This window comes from Bacillus sp. FSL M7-1020 (genome assembly GCF_038050415.1).
GTDB lineage: Bacteria > Bacillota > Bacilli > Bacillales > Bacillaceae_G > Bacillus_A > Bacillus_A toyonensis.
This window is the reverse complement of sequence record NZ_JBBOTW010000001.1, coordinates 994,982-1,017,677: the sequence shown is the minus strand read 5'-3', so window position 1 is coordinate 1,017,677 and position 22,696 is coordinate 994,982. Positions and strand designations below refer to the sequence as shown.

Below are 22,696 nucleotides of genomic sequence, written 5' to 3'. Positions count from 1 at the left end.
ACTTTTTTCGAAAAAAATATTTTTCCCTTCTTTCAATATTATATTGACAAAACAACGTGTTTTTATGTAAATATAATAAATACTCTATTAAAATTAAGGTTTTTTGCTAGAAAGTCATATATCCCAAAAGTAAAGAACTGTCAAAAAACGCTTAAATTTCAGAAAATTCGTATTTGCGCATGGATTTTTCTGAATAATCATGATAGATTATAAAGTGAAACTTTAATCAGTGGGGGTTTTGTTCATCCCCGATTGATTATTAGCCTTCACCAATCGGGCATTTACGGGCAGTTGATCTCCCACCTAACTTCCTTGCCCAGTCAATTTTAACTTGTGGGAGTTTTACTGCCCGTTAATGCGGGATAAATATGCAAAATGCATCAAAAGACATGACAAAAGGAAGGGGAACTACATGAGTACGCAGATGTTAACTTTAACTTCTATCTCTATTTACATGCTCGGGATGTTAGTAATCGGCTATTTCGCCTACAAACGAACATCCAACTTAACAGATTATATGCTTGGCGGTCGTACACTAGGCCCCGCAGTAACAGCATTAAGTGCTGGAGCATCCGATATGAGTGGTTGGCTTTTAATGGGCTTACCCGGTGCAATGTTTAGCGTTGGATTAAGTAGTAGTTGGATTGCAATTGGCCTAACACTAGGCGCATACGCAAACTGGCTATATGTCGCTCCTCGCTTACGTACCTACTCTGAAATTGCAAACAACTCTATTACTATCCCAGAATTTTTGGAACACCGTTTCCACGACAAATCTCACATGCTACGCTTAGTATCTGGACTTGTTATTATGATTTTCTTTACTTTCTATGTAGCTTCAGGGTTAGTTTCAGGCGCTGTATTATTTGAAAATTCATTTGGTATGAACTATCATATTGGATTATTCATTGTAGCAAGCGTCGTTGTAGCTTACACATTATTTGGTGGTTTCTTAGCAGTAAGTTGGACAGACTTCGTGCAAGGAATCATTATGGTAGTTGCTCTTATTCTTGTTCCTATCGTAACAATTATGAATGCAAACGGACTTGGACCTGCATTTGATACAATTCGCTCTGTAGATCCAACACGTTTAGATATTTTTAAAGGTGCCTCCACTTTAGGAATGATTTCTTTATTCGCATGGGGCCTTGGTTATGTTGGACAACCTCATATTATCGTACGCTTTATGGCAATTTCTTCTGTAAAAGAACTGAAAAGCGCACGAAGAATTGGTATGAGCTGGATGATTTTCTCTGTTGTCGGAGCTATGTTTACTGGTCTTATCGGTATTGCCTACTATTCACAACAAGAGTTGACATTATCTAACCCAGAGACAATTTTCCTTGAGCTTGGAAAAATTTTATTCCATCCACTTATTACTGGATTTTTATTAGCTGCGATTTTAGCTGCAATTATGAGTACAATTTCATCTCAACTTCTCGTTACTTCAAGTGCTGTAACAGAAGACTTATATCGTACCTTCTTTAAACGCTCTGCTTCTGATAAAGAGCTTGTATTTGTCGGTCGTATGGCTGTTCTTGGTATTGCATTAGTTGGGTGCGCATTAGCGTTTAAACAAAATGATACGATTTTAGCTCTTGTTGGATACGCTTGGGCTGGATTTGGTTCTTCATTTGGACCAGCTATTTTATTAAGTCTATATTGGAAACGCATGACGAAATGGGGCGCACTTGCTGGTATGATTTCTGGTGCCGCTACTGTTATAATATGGACTCAATTTAAATTCTTAACAAACTTCTTATATGAAATGATTCCTGGTTTCACAATTAGTTTACTAGCAATCGTAATCGTTAGTTTACTAACACAACCTTCAAAAGAAGTTGAAGAGCAATTTGAGAATTTCGAAAAACAACATAGTGATAGTCTATAAAAAAGAAATCTCTGCTGTTATCGTAACAGCAGAGATTTTTTTACAGTTCGACAATCTTCTTCTCAAATTTAACAAATTCTTTATGTTTCGTTAAATTTAACATAACACTACTCCTTTATAGTATTAGTATTAGCACTTATACAGAAAGGGGACTCCAACATGTTAGCAGCTTTCCAGCAACAACATATAAGAAAATTTTCACCTATTACAAATACTTCTGCTTCTCGTTTAAACATTCAACCTAATCCACCCAAAATTTCAATTGCTCCTTCTGTTATTTCCGTTATCGGTATTCATATGCAAAAAAATAAGTTGAAAATAAAAACTGGACAAAGTGCGGATTTATCAGCTTCCGTTTTGCCAATGCAAGCAGCAAATAAAGAACTTATTTGGACAAATATGAATTCTGACATCATTACCATATATCCAAAAGGAGATACGGTAACGATTACTGGAAAAAGTGCAGGAAGAGCAGTCGTAATTGTTACAACTGCTGAAGGAAAATTTCGTGACCTATGCGTCATTCATGTACAACCTTATATGACAAACCCAAAGTAAAAGAGTGGCTACGAAGCCACTCTTTTACTTTATTTCAATGTGGGGATTTTTACTTTTTACGAGATTGATGAATTGTTCTTTATCTTTAGGAGAAATAATCTCTGTTTTATGTACGCCGTAAACAATTTCAAGTCGATCGAATGATAATGCGTGAGCTGCTATTGGGTTTTTCGTATTTGAAATTTGTTTTATATCTCGTATAAATATACATTTTTTTACGGGACCTGATCTAATAGTAATTGTTTCTTCCCCGACAATATATTTTGTTGAAAACCAACTCCAAATAAATACTATTGCCAATGGAATTGTAAAAAACAAAAGAAAATATTCTCTCCCTGCAAATATTGGAGTAAAACAGGCGCCTAAAATAATGAAAAAGATTGAATATAACCATGCGTCTTTTTTTGATGGAAATTCCACTACACTCCCCCCTTCTTCACCTAAATTTCTACAAAACAAAAAGAGAAGTATCTTAACTTCTCTTTTCTCCGCTAACATTATAAATCCTGTGTATACACTGGCTCGTTCACCACATTTTTTGCTGTTCTTTTTTGTTGCTGCAGTAAGAAAACAGATACACCAAACAATACGAGCGTGCTGCCGATAATTTGCATTGCGTTTAATTTTTCTCCCAGTAAGAAAAATGCTAGTATAGACGCCCCAACTGGTTCTCCTAAAATACTCATCGAAATTGTTGTTGCATTTACGTAGTTTAATAACCAATTATTAATGACATGTGACACTGTCGGTACAATCGCAAGTAAAAGAAAAACGGTCCAGTCCCACTTCGTATAACCTGTAAAAGGCACTTGCAGCACGATATTATAAATCCCCATAAAAATACCTGCGAATGCAAAAACTGTAAAGCTATAAATCCAGTGTGAGACTTTCTTTACTGTCGTTTGCCCGATAAATAAATAACCGACAACCGCTATTACACTTAAAAAGGATAATATATCTCCATAAATTGCTTGTTTACTTAAACCTAAATCTCCCCAACCAATACACATTACACCTAATATAGCGATACCCATCGTTGCAATGGCTGAGTAGGTTGTTCTTTCTTTAAATAGAAAAAAACCTCCAACTAAAGACACGATCGGTTGAAGTGCTAAAATAATTGTCGAGCTAGCAACTGTTGTATGCTTTAAAGACTCAAACCATAAAAGAAAATGTAGCGCTAAAAAGAATCCAGATCCAATTAAAAATCCCCAATCTTTTATTTGAATCTTCTGGAACTCTTCCCGCTTCTTCCAAACGATAGGCAGCATAATAAGTACAATAATCCATAAACGATACATACTTAAGATGGAAGATGGTGCTGAGGACATCTTTACAAAAACTGCTGCGAATGAAATAGCTATAATGGAAATGGCTAACGGTAGTGCAATTGATCTTTCCTGTTTCAAATTCTGTCTCCCCTCTCACCTGTCAAAAATCCCACTTCATTATATCCGTTTTCTTTCCTAACTTAAATACTAATTTTTTAGATTCTTCGTACCATTATGGTAAAATAGAAATTAAGGCACCTATTAGTGAATCGTTCTTTCATTTTCACTATAAGCGTCGCCCTTACAATCATTACAGTAAATTTTTATTTAGGGGGATCTACATGAATCAAACAATAGGGAGAATTGAGGAAATTTCATTTTATAGCGCATCACTTCAAGAAGATGTTACGCTTTTAGTTTACTTACCAGTAAATTACACGCCACTGCACAAACATACAGTTGTAATTGCACAAGATGGTAGAGATTATTTTCAGCTCGGTAAAGCACACCGTGTAATTGAAAGCCTTCGTGAAACTGAAGAAATTGACCGCACAATTATTGTCGGTATTCCATATAAAAACGTACACGATCGTAAGGAAAAATATTTCCCAAGCGATGTAAAGAATGCTGCTTACATTCGTTTCCTTGCTCACGAGCTTGCTCCATATATCGATGAAAATTATCCAACGTATCAAATGGGTAAAGGTCGCGTTTTAATTGGAGATTCTCTTGGCGGTACAGTTTCCTTTATGACTGCACTTATGTATCCGCATACATTCGGTAAAGTTGTTATGCAATCACCATTTGTTGACGAAACAGTAATGAACTTAGCAAAAGAATTCAAAGATCCACAGGCTTTAGAACTTTATCACGTCATTGGTACAGAAGAAACAGCTGTAAAGCGCACTGATGGACAAGTATCTGATTTCGTAGAACCGAACCGTGAGCTTAATACTCTTCTTACAGATAGAAATTTCATCACGCATTACGAAGAGTTTGAAGGTAATCATACTTGGAAGTATTGGCAGGCTGACTTACCGAAAGCCTTCTCTCATATTCTATCAATGAAATAATAGAGAGCAGTGTTCAGAATAATTTGATATAATAGATAAAGAGATTTATTTTTCTCAAAATCTAACTAGACTTACAAAGGGAGGAATTGGAACATGAAATTAGGCATTGTAATTTTTCCATCTAAAATGATTCAAGATAAAGCGAACGGATTGCGTAAGCGTTATGATCCGCACTACGCATTAGTTCCGCCACATATTACATTGAAAACACCCTTTGAGACGCAAGATGAACAATTAGAATCGATTGTAAACGAGCTACATACAATCGCAAATAAAACGAACCCTTTCACCCTTCATGTCGGAAAAGTTGGTTCATTCGCACCTGTTAATAATGTTCTTTATTTTAAAGTAGAAAAAACACCTGAACTTACTTTCTTAAATGAAGAAATGCATAGCGGATTATTCACGCAAGAACGCGAATACGCTTTCGTACCTCATTTAACAATCGGACAAGGTTTATCAGATGCAGAGCATGCTGATGTATTAGGTCGATTACGTATGAAAGATTTCTATTATGAACAACCAATTGATCGCTTCCATCTTCTATATCAATTAGAAAACGGAACATGGACTGTACACGAAACATTCCACCTTGGAAAGGGGAACAACTAATTTGCACGCACAGATCGTACAAACAGACGAACAACTAAGAGATGCATTCTCTGTACGTAAGCAAGTATTCGTGAATGAACAACGCGTTTCTGCTGAAGAAGAGTATGATGAGTTTGAAGAAACATCAACACACGTTGTTATATATGATAATGATGTTCCAGTTGGTGCTGGTCGTTTTCGCACCATTGATGGAATAGGAAAAATGGAACGCATTTGCGTACTAGCTTCCCATCGTAAAAAAGGCATTGGAAAAATTGTAATGGATGCACTTGAAGCATATGCAAAAAAAAACTCGCTACCAAAATTGAAACTTCATGCCCAAACACATGCTGAAGATTTCTATAAAAAACTTGGATACGTAACGAGTTCTGATGTATTTATGGAAGCAAATATTCCTCACATCGTTATGATAAAAGAATTGTAATTTGAAAACAGGAGGTAGCCCCTCCTGTTTTTTACATTGCTATTTTCTTTTTCTTCCGCTAAAGTTAAATGTTGATGCTATAGTTTTGAAGGTGAATATATGACACAAGAAAAATTTTCACAAAAATCGTTAACACACGCTGATATTCCGCGTGCGACATATCATATTCCGAAAACATCTACCCATTTAATTATGGAAGAAGATGCAGATGCGGCGTATTTCCGCGCTCTCGAACAGCAAAATGTTTTTCTAAACGAAAAACAATTAGAAGCTGTGCGAACGACAGAAGGTCCTGTTCTTACATTGGCTGGTGCCGGAAGCGGAAAAACATCTGTTTTAACAACCCGCGTTGGTTATTTAGTAAATGTAAAACAAGTTCATCCACGGAATATTTTATTGCTTACATTTACACAAAAAGCGGCTGAAGAAATCCGAAGTCGTGTAGCAAATTTACCAGGTATGAATCGTGCCACAAGTAGCTATGTTGTTGCTGGTACATTCCACTCTGTCTTTTTAAAATTGCTTCGTAGCCAAGGATATAATCAGCAAATTTTAGCAAATGAAAAACATAAACAAATTATGATAAAGAAAATTTTAAAAGAATTACGTTTAAAAGACGGTTATGATGCGGAAACGATGCTCGCTATGATTTCCCTTGAAAAAAACAACTTAAATCGGCCGAAAGATGTAAAAGCGAAAACACCAGTTGAACAAGAATTTAAAGAAGTATACGAACGTTTTGAAGAGGTAAAACAACGATATAATTATATCGATTTCGACGACATCTTATTAGAAACATATTATATGTTAGAAAATAACGCTCCCTTACTTACTCAATTACAACAACGTTTCCACTATATTGAAGTAGATGAGTTCCAAGATACATCGTATGCACAATATGAAATTGTAAAATTGTTAGCCACGCCAAGAAATAATTTATTTATCGCAGGTGATGATGATCAAGCGATCTATGGCTGGCGAGGAGCAAGTCATCAAATTATTTTATCTTTCCCAAAGGAATTTGATAATACAACGATTATCGCGCTTAATACGAATTATCGATCCAATCCATTTATCGTTGGACTTGGAAATGAAGTTATCAAACTAAATCAAGAGCGTTTTGATAAAGAGCTATATTCTGTTCGTGAAGAAGGTGTACAACCATTTTACGCACGACCAGCTACAACTCTTGATGAAGCAAATCAAATTTTACAGCTCATTCAAGAGAAAGTAGATAGTGGCGAACGAAACTATAAAGATTTTTGTTTACTGTATCGCACACATTCTGTAAGCCGTTCGTTACTTGATCAGCTTACAATTCATAAAATCCCGTTTATTAAACACGGTGCGAGTCAATCCTTTTACGAGCACTCTTTAATTAGACCTGTATTAGATCATTTACGACTCGTGATTGAACCGTTTCGCCTAGAATCTCTTTCTAACATATTACCAACTATGTATATCGGCCGAGATGAGTGCATTTCCTTTATTGAACGTGAGCAATGGAAATATGGTGAAGGTCGTTTCCCTTCTCTTCTTCATTTCTTATTATTAAATCCGAGCTTGAAACCTTTTCAAGTAAAAAAGGTAAATGAGCGCATTGATTTTATTAAATTTATAAAAGAACTAGAACCGAAAAAAGCATTAAAAGAAATTATTCATGGTAAAGGAAAATATTTAGAGTACTTACAAAGTAACGATCGTTCTTCCTTTACGATGCATAAAGACATCCAAGAAGAAATGTTAGAAGAATTAATGGAGTCTGCAACTCGTTTCACCGATATTCCAGCTTACTTACAATTTATCGACGAGGCGATTCAAGGTCAAAAAGAAATGGAAGCATTAAAAACTATGCCGCAAAAAGATGCCGTTTCGCTTATGTCCATTCATAACGCAAAAGGCCTTGAGTTTCCATGCGTCTTTTTACTTGGAGCGAGCGATGGTATTTTGCCGCATACTTCTTCTTTAAAAGACGCAAATGACCGTGTAACGGAAACTTCTGAAGCACTAGAGGAAGAACGACGATTACTCTATGTCGCAATTACACGTGCGAAAGAAGAACTTTACATTTCTTCTCCGCAATTTTTCAGAGGAAAGAAATTAGACATATCTCGTTTTTTATATACTACAAGAAAAGACTTACCTGAAAAGACATCCACTAAATAAGGATGTCTTTTCTCGTACTCCCCCCTCCTATTCAAATTACCTGCTTTTATCATAAGAATTAACGTAATATCAACCATATCCCGTTCATATTGTAATAGTGTATGTCAGAACTCACGATAAGGAGTGAACATAATGAGCTGCAATTGCAACGAAGATAATCATCACCATGATTTTGATTTCAACTGTGTATCTAATGTCGTTCGTTTTATACATGAATTACAAGAATGCGCAACCACTACATGTGGATCTGGTTGCGAAGTTCCATTTTTAGGAGCACATAACACTGCATCAGTAGCGAATACACGTCCTTTTATTTTATACACAAAGGCTGGAGAACCTTTTGAAGCATTTGCACCATCAGGAAGCCTTGTTAGCTGTAGAACTCCAATTTTCCGCGTTGAAAGCATCGATGATGATGATTGTGCTGTGTTACGTGCATTAGCTGTAGTATTAGGTGATGGCTCCTCTGTACCACCTGGTGACGATCCAATTTGTACGTTTTTAAATGTACCAAATGCAAGGTTAGTATCAACCCCTGCTTGTCTTACGGTTGATTTAAGTTGCTTCTGTGCTATTCAATGCTTACGTGATGTTACGATTTAAAACTAAATAACGATTTAAGCATGGATTGGGTGGCAGAGAATTCTGCCACCCAATCCATGCTTAAAAGGTATTATTATGTATTTTTTATAAAATTGGGAACTTGTCTAGAACATAGAACCTGTCCTTTTCATTAACTGAAAGTAGAAACAGATAAAGGAGTGAAAAACATGTTCTCTTCTGATTGCGAATTTACTAAGATTGATTGCGAAGCGAAACCAGCTAGTACACTACCTGCCTTCGGTTTTGCTTTCAACGCTTCTGCACCTCAGTTCGCTTCACTATTTACACCATTACTATTACCTAGCGTAAGTCCAAACCCAAATATTACTGTTCCTGTAATAAATGATACAGTAAGTGTCGGAGATGGTATTCGAATTCTACGAGCTGGTATTTATCAAATTAGTTATACATTAACAATTAGTCTTGATAACGTTCCTACGGCACCAGAAGCTGGTCGTTTCTTCTTATCATTAGGTACGCCGGCTAACATTATTCCTGGATCAGGTACAGCGGTTCGTTCTAACGTTATTGGTACTGGTGAAGTAGACGTATCCAGTGGTGTTATTCTTATTAACTTAAACCCTGGTGACTTAATTCAAATCGTACCAGTTGAATTGATTGGAACTGTAGACGTCCGTGCGGCAGCATTAACAGTTGCACAAATTAGCTAGTAAAAAGCGGTATTTCTAAAACAGGAATACCGCTTTTTTATATTTATAATAAAAAACACTCACAGTAACATGAGTGTTTCATTCTTCATATTGTTTTATTTTGTTCTTCTTTTTCCCGCAATTACATCCCTTTTTCTTCACAAATCCTTGTTGTTGCAATTGTTCTTGATATGCCTGTTGTTGTGCTTGGTGTTGTTGCTGTATGTGATACCACTGCTGCAGGTCATATGAATTTTGCCTTTGATTACTGCTCACAGCAAACATCTCCTCTACTGTCAATTCTGTCTATTCACTATATGAACAACTTCTTATATCCGTTCCCTCATTCTTTTAAACTCCGCTTTTTCTCACATTTTGAAACTATATTATTCTCCTATAAAATATCCTGTAATTGTTTCAATAATTGCAGCTGCACCTGCGATAGCTAATAATGCAAGTAATGGCTCCGCAACGATCGGGATCCAATTATATAAAACTAATAAAAAAGCACTGACCCATACACCTGTACACCAATAACAACTTAATAATTCGCCAATCCATTTTCTTAATCCTTTACCTTTTACTTTTGTAAAAGTTGATAAGCTTCCATCCGGTTCCGTAATCTCTAATTCATCAATAAACGGTCTTCGCAAAAAAGCTGTAATTTTATCATAAACAATTAAACGAGTGAGCCTAAAAGCAGCTAACGCGAATATAAAAAATAAAAGCCAGCTTGTAAATAGCATGAATCCACCTTCCCTTATCTTCTTTCGCCTATTTAAAAAAAAAGGTCTTGAGATTGTGACCAAATCTCTCCGACTCCAATATCTTATTAATGTAAATACAAACAAGAAGATAAGGAGTGACATTAATGAGTTGTAACGAAAATAAACACCATAGCTCTTCTCATTGTGTAGTTGACGTTGTAAAATTCATCAATGAATTACAAGATTGCTCTACTACTACGTGTGGATCTGGTTGTGAAATCCCATTTTTAGGAGCACACAATACTGCATCAGTAGCAAATACACGCCCTTTTATTTTATACACAAAAACTGGTGAACCTTTTGAAGCATTTGCACCATCTTCAAGCCTTACTAGCTGCCGTTCTCCAATTTTCCGTGTGGAAAGCGTAGATGATGATAGCTGTGCTGTACTGCGTGTGTTAACTGTAGTATTAGGTGACGGTTCTCCTGTACCGCCTGGTGACGATCCAATTTGTACGTTTTTAGCTGTACCAAATGCAAGATTAATCTCGACATCTACTTGCATTACTGTTGATTTAAGCTGCTTCTGTGCGATTCAATGCCTACGCGACGTTACTATCTAATAAGTTAAGTAAACTAAAAAACTATTGGGGTGGTAGAAGCTTTCTACCACCTTTACATATTTAAAAGCCGGCCATATCAATCGATTTGATGTCTTCTATAGATAACCGAACATCTCTCATACTATTTGGTGGCATAATGGATACAATGCCATTACGATACGATATAATCGATCCTATATATGAGACGGTAGTCGTTCTTATCCTACATCTTACTTTCGGAATGTAATGAGGACGATTTAATAAAAAATGAATTTTTTCTTCATTATTCATATCTTTAAATGATTTATTGTACGGGACGGCTCTCACTTGCTGTTGTTCTTCTTGCTCTTCTTGTTCCTCTTCTTCTATTTTTTCTTCTATTTGCTGCTCTTCTTGTTCTATCACCTCTTCCACAGCACTACTTACAACATTTTCGTTTCTATTACTTTTCTCTTCTCGGTCCTCATCTTCAAAATTCGTTAATATAATTCGTTTTATTTTCGGTGCAGCAAGTTCTAAATTTACTTGCGCAATATATAACAACGGTTTTCCAACTGTTGAACTTTTATTTTTATTCTTCACACTCGTCCCTCCCACTTCCATACGTCGCTGAATAAATCGTGTACTATTATAGTTATATTCATAACGTGGCAAGAACTTTCGTTAAAAATCGTTCTTTCTGAGAACAATAAAAAAGGACAGCCTCAACTTTTAGAGACTGTCCTTTAAAAACTATAATCAATATTTATCCTAAAATATGATATCCTGAATCAACGTGAATATTTTCTCCTGTTACACCGCGTGCTAAATCACTGAATAGGAATACTGCTGTATCTCCAACCTCTTCTGGCGTTGTAGTACGACGAAGTGGTGCACGCTCCTCGATTTCTCTTAAGATTGAGTTAAAATCGCCTACACCTTTCGCAGATAACGTACGAATTGGTCCTGCAGAAATAGCGTTCACACGAATGCCATGTTGGCCTAAATCGTTTGCTAAATATTTTACGCTCGCTTCTAATGAAGCTTTCGCAACACCCATAACGTTATAATTCTTCACAACGCGCTCACCACCAAGGTATGTTAACGTTAAAATATTTCCGCCTTCTGTCATTACTTTCTTCGCTTCTCTTGCTACAGCTGTTAAAGAGAATGCACTAATATTTTGTGCAAGTAAAAATCCATCGCGAGAAGTATCTACAAATTCACCTTTTAAATCATCACGATTTGCAAAAGCAATACAATGTGCTACACCGTGAATTGTACCAACTTCTTGCTTAATCGTTTCAAAGCAAGCTGTAAGTTCTTCATCATTCGTTACATCACAAGGTAATACAAGTGATTCTTGTCCTTCTAATGTGTCCGCTAATTCACGAACATTTCTTTCTAAACGTTCTCCTGCATATGTGAATATTAATTTTGCACCTGCATTATGCAAAGAGCGAGCAATTCCCCATGCAATACTTCTTTGGTTCGCAACGCCCATAACAACAAATGTTTTCCCTTGTAATAGTTCCATGATATATCCTCCCAGAAATACTTATACTTGTTATTAGTACCTGATACTATAATTATAGTACCATAAAACCGCTTAAAGGCAAACAAAAAAGTCATTAACATAAATTTGTTAATGACTTTTTGTTTCTATAAAAAAACGTTCTAATCCTTCTTCCCAAGAAGGCATTTGTAAAAAACCATTTAATCGTAGCATATTATGTTGAAAAATAGAATATTTCGGCCTCGCAGCCTCCGATCCGAATTCTTCCGTTGAAACAGGTAATACATTCACATTCATATTTGCATAAGAAAATATTTTTTGTGCAAATTCAAACCAAGAACATGATCCTCTATTGGATACGTGATATGTACCGTATAAAGAAGTGTGAATGAGCTTATTAACCATCATATTTAAATCTGCCACGTACGTAGGAGAGCCAATTTGATCCGCTACAACGGTTATTTCATCTTTTTCTTTACCTAATCGCATCATCGTTTTCACAAAATTACTTCCATATTTACCATACAGCCACGATGTACGAACGATAAAATATTTATTATGTAACTCTTTGACGAACTGCTCCCCCGCATACTTAGAGGCCCCGTATATATTTATCGGCGCTGGATTATGAAATTCCCCATACCCATCCGGTCTTGCGCCCTGAAATACATAATCGGTACTAATGTAAACTAACTTAGCCCCTACTAATTGTGAAGCAACCGCTACATTTCGAGCTCCTATTGCATTTATTAAATAAGCAAGATCTTGTTCTTTCTCAGCACGGTCCACCTTCGTATAAGCTGCACAATGAATGATTATATGTGGTCTTATCTCTTGTACCACTTGTTGAACTCGGGATATGTTTGTTACATCTAGTAACTTTTTATCAAAAGGATATATGTCATATTCTTCAGGACTTAACTCTTCTTGCAGTTGCTTTCCTAACTGACCATTTGCTCCTGTTATAATAACCCGCTCTTTCATTTTCATGCCCCTTACTTTTCTTTTAGTGGTTTCCACCATTCTATATGATTTTCATACCATTCCACTGTTTCTTTTAGCCCTTGTTCAAACGTATACTGCGGTTCCCAATCAAACTCATTCTTCATTTTGTGTGCATCAATTGCATAACGACGATCATGACCTAAACGATCTGTAACAAATTCAATATCTTTTTCTGTTTTACCTAAGAGAGTAATAATTTGCTCCACAACATCTACATTTGTTTTTTCATTATTTCCGCCTATATTATATACTTCTCCTAAACGCCCCTTATGCAAAACGATGTCAATTGCACTGCAATGATCCTTTACATGTAACCAATCTCTTACATTTAATCCATCACCATATAACGGTAGTTTTTTTCCTTCCAGCGCATTCGTAACCATTAATGGAATTAATTTTTCGGGATATTGATACGGCCCATAGTTATTGGAACAACGCGTCACTATAACTGGTAATTTATATGTTTTATAATAAGATAAAGCTATCATGTCCGCGCTCGCCTTACTTGAAGAATACGGACTATTTGGAGCTAATGGGGTTTCCTCAGTAAACTTTCCTGTTTTCCCTAAAGAACCATATACTTCATCTGTTGATACTTGTACGAGCTTAATATGCGGATACTTTTTCACTAATTCTAATAAAGTGACTGTCCCGATTACGTTTGTATCATAAAAAGGGATCGGATCTTCAATGCTACGATCTACATGTGATTCAGCTGCGAAATTTACAACTACTTGCACGTCACGTTCCTTAATAACATGTTCCAGCAGCTCTCCATTTTGAATTTCCCCTTTTACAAAAAAGTAATTCGGATGATCTTGAAGAGACTTTACGTTATTTAAATTCCCGCTATATGTTAATGCATCGAAATTTATTATTTTATATGTTTCATAGCTTTGTAACATGTAATGGACAAAGTTACTTCCAATAAATCCGGCCCCACCTGTTACTAATATATTCATAAACAACTCTCCTACTCAAAAGCTATCTTCACATTCCTGAAGTAACGGTAATATTCGATCTTTATCAGACAAAATAGGACTTGTTACTGGCCATGGAATCGCTAATTCTTTATCGTTCCAAAGCACACCAGAGTCATGATCAGCACTATAATATTCATCTACTTTATACATAACAATAGTATGCGGGACAAGTGTACAAAAACCATGTGCAAATCCTTTTGGCACTAATAATTGCCTGTGGTTATCTGCGCTTAAAATATATCCTCTCCACTGTTTAAAGGTTGGTGAATCTCTTCGCAAATCAACGATAACATCATAGATTGCTCCTTGCATAACTTGAATAAGTTTCGTTTGTGCTTTCGGATTTTTTTGAAAGTGTAATCCGCGAATTGTTCCCGCTTCTGCTGAATAAGAAACATTATCCTGTACAAATGAATACGTAACCCCTAATGTTTCTAGCACCTTCTTATTATAACTTTCAGTAAAAAAGCCACGCTCATCTCCAAATAACCTCGGTTCTAACAATTTTGCATCGGTAAAGTTTGTTTCTACAACTTTCATATTCTCACCTATTCTCCGTTAAACTGTTTCCCAAAGTTCATATCCCGTGCTAACGTATTCGCCCTTTGAAGAGAAGCATGAGTTCCCGCATCCGTCCACCAACCGCTCATTTCATTATAAGTAAGTACTCCTCGTTTTAAATACCAATTATTTATATCTGTAATTTCAAGTTCTCCCCTTGCGGAAGGTTTTAATTCTTTTATATAAGAAAAGACTTTCGAATCATACAAATAAATTCCCGTAACAGCATAAGAGCTTTTCGGCTCTTTCGGCTTTTCTTCAATTTCAATTATTTTTCGGTTTTGAATATGCGCTACACCAAACCTTTCAGGATCTTCTACAGATTGCAATAGCACTTTCGCACCTTCTTTTTGCTTTGTAAACTCTTCAACATACGGATGAATATCATCTGAAAAAATATTATCTCCTAATATAACTACCATACGATCATTTCCGACGAAATCTTCACAAAGACCTAAAGCTTGTGCAATCCCGCCCGCTTTATCTTGCACCCGATACGTAAAAGACACGCCAAATTCGTGGCCACTTCCTAAAAAGCTAACAACATCTCCCATATGCTCTTTACCTGTAATTATCATAACATCTGTAATCCCGCATTGTTTTAGCTTATATACTGCATGATAAATCATTGGATACCGTCCAACAGGAAGCAAATGTTTATTCGTGACTTTCGTAATTGGATATAGTCTCGATCCAGTTCCGCCCGCTAAAATAATCCCTTTCATCCTACATCTCTCCCTTATGATGGAGATAGTATATCTTTATACTGTTCTACAAACACTTTCCGATACTTCTCGTATGTATCGGCATCAAACTCATCTCCGTTATAATGAATACACCATAAATTTGCTTGATTAGGGATGCCAATTAGATAGCCAGCCTTTTGAAACTCTAAAGACTGTGAAACGTCATAAAAGTGGAATCCTTGAAATAAATCTTCTCGCCACGGAATATCATACTGTGTTGCCATGAGTAAACCATCGATTGCCTGCACTGACATAAAAGATTGATTTCCATAAAACCCTTGATCTAAATTTAATAATTGATAATTCCGTCTTCTATACTCAATCACTTTCCCCACTAAATTTTTCCCTTCCCACCATATCCCGTTACTCGGTAAAAACTGAGCACCAGCGACTCCAATTAAACCAAGTTTTTCATTTTCTTTAAAAAGAGAAATAAGATTATAAAACATATCACGATTAATAAGGTACGTGTCTTGATGTATATATACTTTATACTTTGCTGGAAATGAAAGAGCACGGTTATATGCACTTGCCATACTTTTTGCATCTCGTATCGGGAAAATTTGCACAGCATAGCCAGGGGGAACAAAAATGTTTCTTATTTGCCTCTCGCATTGCTCGAAAAGCTTTTCATTATTTACACAAACAACGACTAATATTGTGTGATCTTTCATTTTGTAGCCCCTCTATTCTTCCTTATTCACATCTGACATATAGTTTTCTACAAATACTTTTCTATATTTTTCATAGTTTGTCATATTCACATCGAAATGATAATGAATACACCAAGCATCGCGCTGTACAGGTACACCGACTGTATATCCTGCTTTTTTAAATTCAAATGATTGAGATACATCATAAAAGTCAAATCCGTCAAATAAGTCTTCTCGCCACGGGATATCATATTGTGTTGCCATTAACAAACCGTCAATACATTCAACAGGAATAAACGTCTTTGATTCATGAAATGGTTGCTCTAAACTTGCCATATAAAACAAATCGTTCATATAACCAATGACTTTCCCGACAATCCCACGCCCTTCGTTCCATACACCAGTTGGAGGAACATATTGCGATCCAACCATCCCAATCATTCCAAGATGTTCATGTTCCTCAAATAATTGAATTAATCCGTATAAAAAGGCTGCGTTTATAATAAATACATCTTGGTGTAAATACACTTTATACTTTGCTGGATGTGAAATGGCTTGATTGTATCCGCTCGTCATGCTTTTTGCATTTCGAATCGGCATGAATTGTATAGTATATCCAGGAGGTACTGCCAATTTCAATATATGTCGCGCACATTGTGCATACAATTTCCGATCATTTATACATGTAACAAATAATATTGTTTTGTCTGCCGCACTCATAATTGTGATTTTTCTGCTTCAATAATATATTGAAATACAACCGTCTCAGCCATGAAGCCACTTCCAAGACGATACTTTTTACAAATTCCATATAACTCTTCAATAAGTGGCTCATATATTTTATGATCAACATATACACGATCTACTTTACTAATTGAATATCCAGCTTTTAAAAACAGTCTTAACATTTCATTAAAAGTAAAGAAACGAATATGCGTTTTATCTAACAGACCATACTCTGTATACGTCCAGTTTCCAGCGAGTAAGGGGGCTAACACCGAGATGTGAGCAACGTTCGGTATACTAGCTAAAATCACACCATTTTGTTTGATATATGGTTTCACTTTTTCTACCACAGCCCATGGATCAAACAAATGCTCTAATACGTCACCAAATATGACGCAATCAAATTGGCCCTCCTCATACGGCATATCCATTGTCTCTATATCACCTAAAACAACATGATCTAGCTTTTCTTTTGCTTTTTCCGCTGCTTCTGAAAATGCCTCAATTCCTGATACACGTGTACCATTTTCTTTTATAGCCGCTCCTAATGCACCGCTCGAGCAACCAATATCAAGAACTTCTTTCCATTCCTTTTTTATATGCTTCAATAAATTTGGATTCGCTGCATTATAATAAAAATCAGATTTTTCTTCATATAAAGAACTTTTTTCCCGATTCATTTCACACACTCCTTATGTAAATTGAATTTGAAATATACATCTCATATGAACAAAATACACTTTATAACCAATACCATCCCTGCCGATACTCTAATATATAGCCAATCTATCATTATTAGAATCGTGACAAGTTATTTCCTAAAAATAGCATGCATTACACCTTATATTGTTTATCAAAAACACCTCGAAAATATTTACGGTTATACTCGATTGCAGCATTATTCGGAACATAAGAAGCTGCTAATTCATTGTAATAATAAGCTTTGTCTTGCTCCCCTAACTTGCTGTAGCAAATACACATTTGTAAATAAGGAAGCCATGTGTAGCTAGCTGGACTGTGAAACGGACTATCCTTTGCCAGCGGCACTTCCGTTGCTAATTTAAACCAAAATATCGCTTCATTATACTTTTGTTGATCCATATATATATATCCTATTCTTGTACAATTCTCTCCTCTAGGAACATCGTACCGAAACGATTTTGCACAAGCCTCAACTGCTTTCTCCCACAGTCCGAGCTTCGCATAACAATCCCCTAACTTACCACATGCATAGATTTTCTCTTCATACCATCCTTCATCTTGATTCAGAAATGTTTCATATAAAAGAACCGCATCATTGTATTTTTGATTATCCATAGATTCATTTGCATAATAAAACAAATCTCTCGGACTCAATTCTTCTCCAGCTGCTACAGCATTTTGAAAAATTTTCAAATTACGATCCGTTACTTCTTTTTCCTTTTTATGTGTAATAGCAATGTTGCTATTAAAAATTTCACCGGAAACCGCTAAATACTCATGTACTTTACCAAACCATTGAAACTGTTTTTCGCGCTTTACAAGCCGATACCTTCTTGTGCAATATAAAGGCTTCCCGTTAGAGTCCATTACGAGGTGATAAGGCATCGAAACAGCATCCACATTAGAATCTAATTGGCCCTTTAATTGTTTCAATGCTTCTTGAGCATCTTCTAATAATACGTCATCTGCATCTAGCCATAATATATACTGTTGCGTCGCTTTTGAAAAAGCAAAATTTCTAGCCGCCGAAAAATCATCAATCCACTGGAAATCATATATATTAGGAGTGTATTTCTCTACAATTTCTTTCGTTCGATCAACAGAACCTGTATCAACTACTACAATTTCATCAACAATTTCTTCAATCCCATCCAAACATCGAGCTATTGTCTTTTCCTCATCTCGGACTATCATACATAAACTAATTGTAATGCCTTGCTTGTTCAATATAATCACCTTCTTCCAACTCAATCATATGTTATACAAACGCGAAACTTTCCACATTTTTATATTGTTCAAGTTATTTTAGATTTCTTTTCAATAATTCAAATGTCCGTGTCATTTTCTTGCGATTTTGCATCTACTATATAATGAAAGCTTTATGGAGGTGAATTTATGTCAAATAATAATTATTCAGATGGCTTAAATCCTGATGAATCATTATCAGCTAGTGCATTTGATCCTAATCTTGTAGGTCCAACTTTACCACCAATACCACCGTTTACACTTCCAACCGGGCCAACTGGGCCGACTGGACCTACTGGACCTACTGGACCTACCGTACCTACTGGGCCATCTGGACCGACTGGACCTACTGGGCCAACTGGACCTACTGGGCCGACTGGGCCAACTGGACCTACTGGGCCGACTGGGCCAACTGGACCTACTGGGCCGACTGGAGGTACTGGTGCAACTGGACCTACTGGGCCGACTGGAGGTACTGGCGTAACTGGACCTACTGGGCCGACTGGAGGTACTGGCGTAACTGGACCTACTGGGCCATCTGGATCCACTGGTGCGACTGGACCTACTGGGCCGACTGGGCCAACTGGACCTACTGGGCCGACTGGGCCATCTGGATTAGGACTTCCAGCAGGATTGTATGCATTTAACTCTGCTACAGTTTCTTTAGCTCTTGGAATTAATGATCCTGTACCGTTTAACACGGTTGGATCTCAGTTTGGTACTGCAATTTCTCAATTGGACGCTGATACTTTCATCATAAGTGAAACTGGATTCTACAAGATTACTGTTATCGCATATACTGCATTAGTAAGTGTATTAGGTAGCCTTGCAATTCAAGTTAATGGCGTTAATGTACCAGGTGCAGGCACAAGCTTAATCTCAGTTGGAGCGCCTCTCGTTATCCAGGCAATTACACAAATTACAATAACTCCATCAATGGTTGAAGCTGTTGTTACAGGACTTGGGTTATCTCTAGCTCTTGGTACAAGTGCATCTATTATTATTGAGAAAATCGCTTAATCTTTTACTTAGCAGTAAAACTGATATTGGTTTTACTGCTTTTTCTATTTCGAATTCAATCATGAAATCTTTACTATCTACATAATCATATTGTTGTATGACATTTTGCAGGAGGCATAAATATGGAAAATAAATCTGCTGTTCAGCTTTATCTCGAATTGCTAAAGAAAACAATTTTATTTGAAATATGGTTAGAATATGAGGAGTACTTACCTGCATCTCTACATATATCAAAAGAACTTCAATTCGAGCCAGTTACCGTACCACTCCCTTTATTCATTAAGCAATATGCCGAAAATCATAGCTTAAAAATTGTAAAGCCAGATGTTTCAAAAAGTGAACGTCATGATGGACTGGATTGGCCAAGAGCAGCACATAGTATGATTGGCCGAGAACGTATGAATCAGTTACATGAGGCAATGGAAACCGTTGTTCGTGAAAATATAGAAGGAGATTTTATCGAAACAGGTGTATGGCGCGGAGGTTCTTGCATTTTTATGAATGGCTTTTTACAAGCCAATAACATTACGGATCGTAATATTTGGGTTGCAGATTCATTTGAAGGTTTGCCAGCACCGAATTTAGAACAATATCCGAAAGACTACGGTGATTATTTACACACATTCGATTATTTACGTGTTTCTTTAGAACAAGTACAAGGAAACTTTAGAAAATATGATTTATTAAATGATCAAGTAAAATTTTTAAAAGGCTGGTTTAAAGATACTTTACCAACAGCACCAATAGAAAAGATTGCAATTGCACGACTTGATGGGGATATGTATGAATCTACGATGGATGGTCTCGTGAACTTATACGATAAAGTTTCAACAGGTGGCTATATTATTATTGATGACTATGGACTACCAGCTTGTGCAGAAGCTGTGACGGACTTTAGAAATCAAAGAAACTTAAAAGCTCCTATTACTAAAATTGATATCTTTGGTGTATATTGGCGAAAAGAATAAGAGAAATTTTGATTATAAGGAGGTTCCATTCCTATTAATCTAATACTTGAATACATGAACCGTTTTAGGAATCTCCTTGTATGTAATAAGCGGTCACATCTTATCCTCTTTCGCTATCAAATAAAACTTTAATTTCCCCATACTCTTCGTTTTGAGGTGAGATTCGTCTGTAAATATCGAGATAATATGGATACCGTATTGGTTTGCCTTTTTACTACAAGGAAGGAGTGTATTTATGAGCGAACTTGAAAAAGAAATAAAATTACTCCCCCCTCCTGAACTCGTCCAATATGTAGGTGGCGATTTTGAAAAGGTCGGTAAAGAATTCCTAAAGCATTTCATTCAAATTGGGGCTTTAAAGTCAAACGAAAAAGTATTAGATGTAGGCTGCGGCGTCGGCCGAATGGCTGTTCCATTAATGAATTACTTAACTGATGATGGAGCGTATTATGGATTTGATTTGTTTAAAGAAGGTATCACTTGGTGTAAAAATAATATTACAACTACCCGTAATAATTTTCATTTTGAACACGTTGACATATACAATCAATTTTACAATCCAGAAGGAAAAGAAGATGCCTCTCACTATAAGTTTCCATATGAAGACGCGACATTCGATTTCATCTTTTTAACTTCTGTATTTACGCACCTTCTCCCAACAGAATTAGAACATTACGTATCTGAGATTGCACGTGTATTAAAAAAAGACGGGAGATGTTTTATTACGTTCTTTTTAATAAACCCTGAGTCATCCTATTATTTAAATGCAGGACTAAGTACGTTAGGATTTTATCATCAAATTGAAAATTGTTATGTCGTAAATAAAGATATTCCTAATTTCGCAGTTGCTTATCCTGAAACAGATATTTGCGCTTTATTGAATAAATATGGCTTAGAGGTAATGAATAAACCACACTATGGTTTATGGTGCGGCCGACATGAATATACGAGTTATCAAGATATTGTTCTTACAAAAAAAAGCTTCTGAAAGGAAGTTACGTATGACAAATGAAAAAAATCTACCTCTTGTTTCCATCCTTATTCCCACCTATAATAGACCACATTATTTCAAAATCGCTTTAGAAAGTGCTTTGGCACAAACTTATCCAAACATTGAAGTTATTGTAGGAGACGATAGTACGAATGATGAAACTGAAAAATTAATGAATGAAAAATACTTACCAAACCATTCCCATATAACATATATCCGGAATAGTACTACTTTAGGACAATTCCATAATGACCTCATGCTCTTAGAACAGTCTAGTGGCGAATACATAAACTTCTTAATGGACGATGACTTATTCCATAGTAATAAAATTGAGAAAATGATGTTCTATTTCCAACAAGACTTAAATCAAAAACTCGCACTTATTACATCATATCGCACTTGGATTGATGAAAATGGAGATATAATTGAAAACCATCCCGCTGTAAATAGATTGTATAGCGAAGATACCCTGCTAAGTGGGATAGATTTTGGAAACCATATGCTTTTATCTGGACAGAATATTATTGGTGAACCTACGACTGTACTCTTTCGAAGGCGACTATTAACAGAACCTTTTGGTACTCTAAATGAAAGGAACTATTGTTGTAGTGTTGATATGGCCTCTTGGATGGGTTTACTTTCAAAAGGTGATGCATTTTATATCACTGAACCTTTAAGTTCCTTTCGCTTTCATGATGGACAGCAAGTACACCATAAATTACTTGAAGGATCTGAAGATTTTTCACATCTCGTTTTAACTTCAAAAAAGTATGGTTTCTTACAAGATTTCAATGATTATAGAACTAGTCTGCTCAAAGCCTATGAGTGGTGTATGGGTGCATTCGAGTTTTATAAGCAATACCCCAATCTCATTCCAGATGCACATATACGTCTTTCTCGTTGTTTAAATATAATTATAAAAGAGCTAAATCCACGATAGCTTTGCATAAGGGAGGAGCTATTCCTCCCTATTATGTATGACTTTACATAAATAGTGGAATAAATGTATGGACAGTCTGCTTATATTACTTTTAGAATGACGTC

At 36.1% G+C, this 22,696-nt stretch carries 27 protein-coding genes; 13 read left to right on the top strand and 14 right to left on the bottom strand.

Annotated features, from left to right (window positions below; all coding sequences use genetic code 11):
* The first annotated feature begins 412 nt into the window (after positions 1-412).
* Entirely contained in the window at positions 413-1,891 is a 1,479-nt protein-coding gene (putP, locus tag MHB70_RS05240; RefSeq protein ID WP_000107200.1) for a sodium/proline symporter PutP, read from the top strand.
* A gap of 159 nt (positions 1,892-2,050) precedes the next feature.
* A complete protein-coding gene (locus tag MHB70_RS05235) occupies positions 2,051-2,449 on the top strand; it encodes an Ig-like domain-containing protein (protein ID WP_000878713.1) in 399 nt (132 codons plus the stop codon).
* Positions 2,450-2,473: 24 nt separating this feature from the next.
* Here the strand turns inward: MHB70_RS05235 and MHB70_RS05230 are convergent, their stop codons facing one another.
* Both MHB70_RS05230 and MHB70_RS05225 read right to left on the bottom strand, forming a co-directional pair.
* Entirely contained in the window at positions 2,474-2,869 is a 396-nt protein-coding gene (locus MHB70_RS05230) for a PH domain-containing protein (RefSeq protein ID WP_000395641.1), read from the bottom strand.
* Positions 2,870-2,946: 77 nt separating this feature from the next.
* The gene (locus MHB70_RS05225) at positions 2,947-3,858 is read right to left on the bottom strand and encodes a DMT family transporter (RefSeq protein WP_000808239.1); all 912 of its coding nucleotides are present in this window, start codon (positions 3,856-3,858) and stop codon (positions 2,947-2,949) included.
* 203 nt (positions 3,859-4,061) lie between these two features.
* Between MHB70_RS05225 and MHB70_RS05220 the strand changes: the two genes are divergently transcribed.
* The 6 genes from MHB70_RS05220 to exsF all read left to right on the top strand — a co-directional run bounded on the left by MHB70_RS05220 (position 4,062) and on the right by exsF (position 9,269).
* Positions 4,062-4,793, top strand: a complete 732-nt coding sequence (locus MHB70_RS05220) for an alpha/beta hydrolase (RefSeq protein WP_001076855.1) — start codon at positions 4,062-4,064, stop codon at positions 4,791-4,793.
* Positions 4,794-4,886: 93 nt separating this feature from the next.
* Positions 4,887-5,405, top strand: a complete 519-nt coding sequence (locus MHB70_RS05215; protein ID WP_000765873.1) for a YjcG family protein — start codon at positions 4,887-4,889, stop codon at positions 5,403-5,405.
* A 1-nt stretch (position 5,406) separates the two neighbouring features.
* Positions 5,407-5,829 carry a GNAT family N-acetyltransferase gene (locus MHB70_RS05210; protein WP_000543300.1) on the top strand — a complete coding sequence of 141 codons (423 nt, stop codon included), beginning with the start codon at positions 5,407-5,409 and terminating at the stop codon, positions 5,827-5,829.
* A gap of 99 nt (positions 5,830-5,928) precedes the next feature.
* Positions 5,929-7,995 (top strand): ATP-dependent helicase, encoded by a 2,067-nt coding sequence (locus MHB70_RS05205; RefSeq protein WP_000191189.1) that lies wholly within the window; start codon positions 5,929-5,931, stop codon positions 7,993-7,995.
* 132 nt (positions 7,996-8,127) lie between these two features.
* Complete coding sequence (cotY, locus tag MHB70_RS05200) at positions 8,128-8,598, top strand: spore coat protein CotY (RefSeq protein ID WP_001277720.1); 471 nt, start codon at positions 8,128-8,130, stop codon at positions 8,596-8,598.
* 167 nt (positions 8,599-8,765) lie between these two features.
* Complete coding sequence (gene exsF / locus MHB70_RS05195; RefSeq protein ID WP_000492940.1) at positions 8,766-9,269, top strand: exosporium protein ExsF; 504 nt, start codon at positions 8,766-8,768, stop codon at positions 9,267-9,269.
* Positions 9,270-9,347: 78 nt separating this feature from the next.
* Here the strand turns inward: exsF and MHB70_RS05190 are convergent, their stop codons facing one another.
* Both MHB70_RS05190 and MHB70_RS05185 read right to left on the bottom strand, forming a co-directional pair.
* Positions 9,348-9,533: a hypothetical protein gene (locus MHB70_RS05190; protein WP_033657318.1), complete on the bottom strand. Its 186-nt coding sequence runs from the start codon at positions 9,531-9,533 to the stop codon at positions 9,348-9,350.
* A gap of 101 nt (positions 9,534-9,634) precedes the next feature.
* Positions 9,635-9,994 (bottom strand): DUF1360 domain-containing protein, encoded by a 360-nt coding sequence (locus MHB70_RS05185; RefSeq protein ID WP_000899656.1) that lies wholly within the window; start codon positions 9,992-9,994, stop codon positions 9,635-9,637.
* Positions 9,995-10,119: 125 nt separating this feature from the next.
* Here MHB70_RS05185 and exsY point away from each other — a divergent pair, with 125 nt between their 5' ends.
* On the top strand, positions 10,120-10,578 hold the full coding sequence (gene exsY / locus MHB70_RS05180) for an exosporium assembly protein ExsY (RefSeq protein WP_001277750.1): 459 nt from the start codon (positions 10,120-10,122) through the stop codon (positions 10,576-10,578).
* 60 nt (positions 10,579-10,638) lie between these two features.
* Here the strand turns inward: exsY and MHB70_RS05175 are convergent, their stop codons facing one another.
* The 10 genes from MHB70_RS05175 to MHB70_RS05130 all read right to left on the bottom strand — a co-directional run bounded on the left by MHB70_RS05175 (position 10,639) and on the right by MHB70_RS05130 (position 18,658).
* Entirely contained in the window at positions 10,639-11,160 is a 522-nt protein-coding gene (locus tag MHB70_RS05175; protein WP_002038172.1) for a spore coat CotO family protein, read from the bottom strand.
* 142 nt (positions 11,161-11,302) lie between these two features.
* A complete protein-coding gene (gene fabI / locus MHB70_RS05170; protein ID WP_000421885.1) occupies positions 11,303-12,073 on the bottom strand; it encodes an enoyl-ACP reductase FabI in 771 nt (256 codons plus the stop codon).
* Between the two features lie 108 nt (positions 12,074-12,181).
* Positions 12,182-13,036, bottom strand: coding sequence for a dTDP-4-dehydrorhamnose reductase (rfbD, locus tag MHB70_RS05165; protein WP_000664678.1), 855 nt, complete (start codon positions 13,034-13,036; stop codon positions 12,182-12,184).
* An 11-nt stretch (positions 13,037-13,047) separates the two neighbouring features.
* On the bottom strand, positions 13,048-14,019 hold the full coding sequence (gene rfbB / locus MHB70_RS05160; RefSeq protein WP_001024154.1) for a dTDP-glucose 4,6-dehydratase: 972 nt from the start codon (positions 14,017-14,019) through the stop codon (positions 13,048-13,050).
* A gap of 15 nt (positions 14,020-14,034) precedes the next feature.
* Positions 14,035-14,580, bottom strand: coding sequence for a dTDP-4-dehydrorhamnose 3,5-epimerase (gene rfbC, locus MHB70_RS05155; RefSeq protein ID WP_000869430.1), 546 nt, complete (start codon positions 14,578-14,580; stop codon positions 14,035-14,037).
* 8 nt (positions 14,581-14,588) lie between these two features.
* Positions 14,589-15,326, bottom strand: coding sequence for a sugar phosphate nucleotidyltransferase (locus tag MHB70_RS05150; RefSeq protein ID WP_000676186.1), 738 nt, complete (start codon positions 15,324-15,326; stop codon positions 14,589-14,591).
* Positions 15,327-15,340: 14 nt separating this feature from the next.
* The gene (locus MHB70_RS05145; RefSeq protein WP_000651532.1) at positions 15,341-16,021 is read right to left on the bottom strand and encodes a glycosyltransferase family protein; all 681 of its coding nucleotides are present in this window, start codon (positions 16,019-16,021) and stop codon (positions 15,341-15,343) included.
* A 12-nt stretch (positions 16,022-16,033) separates the two neighbouring features.
* The gene (locus MHB70_RS05140) at positions 16,034-16,720 is read right to left on the bottom strand and encodes a glycosyltransferase family protein (RefSeq protein ID WP_001271194.1); all 687 of its coding nucleotides are present in this window, start codon (positions 16,718-16,720) and stop codon (positions 16,034-16,036) included.
* Complete coding sequence (locus tag MHB70_RS05135) at positions 16,717-17,406, bottom strand: class I SAM-dependent methyltransferase (protein WP_001078421.1); 690 nt, start codon at positions 17,404-17,406, stop codon at positions 16,717-16,719. The genes MHB70_RS05140 and MHB70_RS05135 overlap by 4 nt, the downstream gene beginning before the upstream one ends.
* 154 nt (positions 17,407-17,560) lie before the next feature.
* Positions 17,561-18,658 carry a glycosyltransferase gene (locus MHB70_RS05130; protein ID WP_033657385.1) on the bottom strand — a complete coding sequence of 366 codons (1,098 nt, stop codon included), beginning with the start codon at positions 18,656-18,658 and terminating at the stop codon, positions 17,561-17,563.
* A gap of 165 nt (positions 18,659-18,823) precedes the next feature.
* Here MHB70_RS05130 and MHB70_RS05125 point away from each other — a divergent pair, with 165 nt between their 5' ends.
* The 4 genes from MHB70_RS05125 (at position 18,824) to MHB70_RS05110 (ending at position 22,592) form a co-directional block, all read left to right on the top strand.
* Positions 18,824-19,693 (top strand): BclA C-terminal domain-containing protein, encoded by an 870-nt coding sequence (locus MHB70_RS05125; RefSeq protein WP_061530729.1) that lies wholly within the window; start codon positions 18,824-18,826, stop codon positions 19,691-19,693.
* Between the two features lie 122 nt (positions 19,694-19,815).
* On the top strand, positions 19,816-20,661 hold the full coding sequence (locus MHB70_RS05120; RefSeq protein ID WP_061530730.1) for a TylF/MycF family methyltransferase: 846 nt from the start codon (positions 19,816-19,818) through the stop codon (positions 20,659-20,661).
* Between the two features lie 235 nt (positions 20,662-20,896).
* Entirely contained in the window at positions 20,897-21,649 is a 753-nt protein-coding gene (locus tag MHB70_RS05115; protein WP_001292084.1) for a class I SAM-dependent methyltransferase, read from the top strand.
* A 13-nt stretch (positions 21,650-21,662) separates the two neighbouring features.
* Positions 21,663-22,592, top strand: coding sequence for a glycosyltransferase family 2 protein (locus MHB70_RS05110; protein WP_002038165.1), 930 nt, complete (start codon positions 21,663-21,665; stop codon positions 22,590-22,592).
* Positions 22,593-22,696 lie beyond the last annotated feature (104 nt).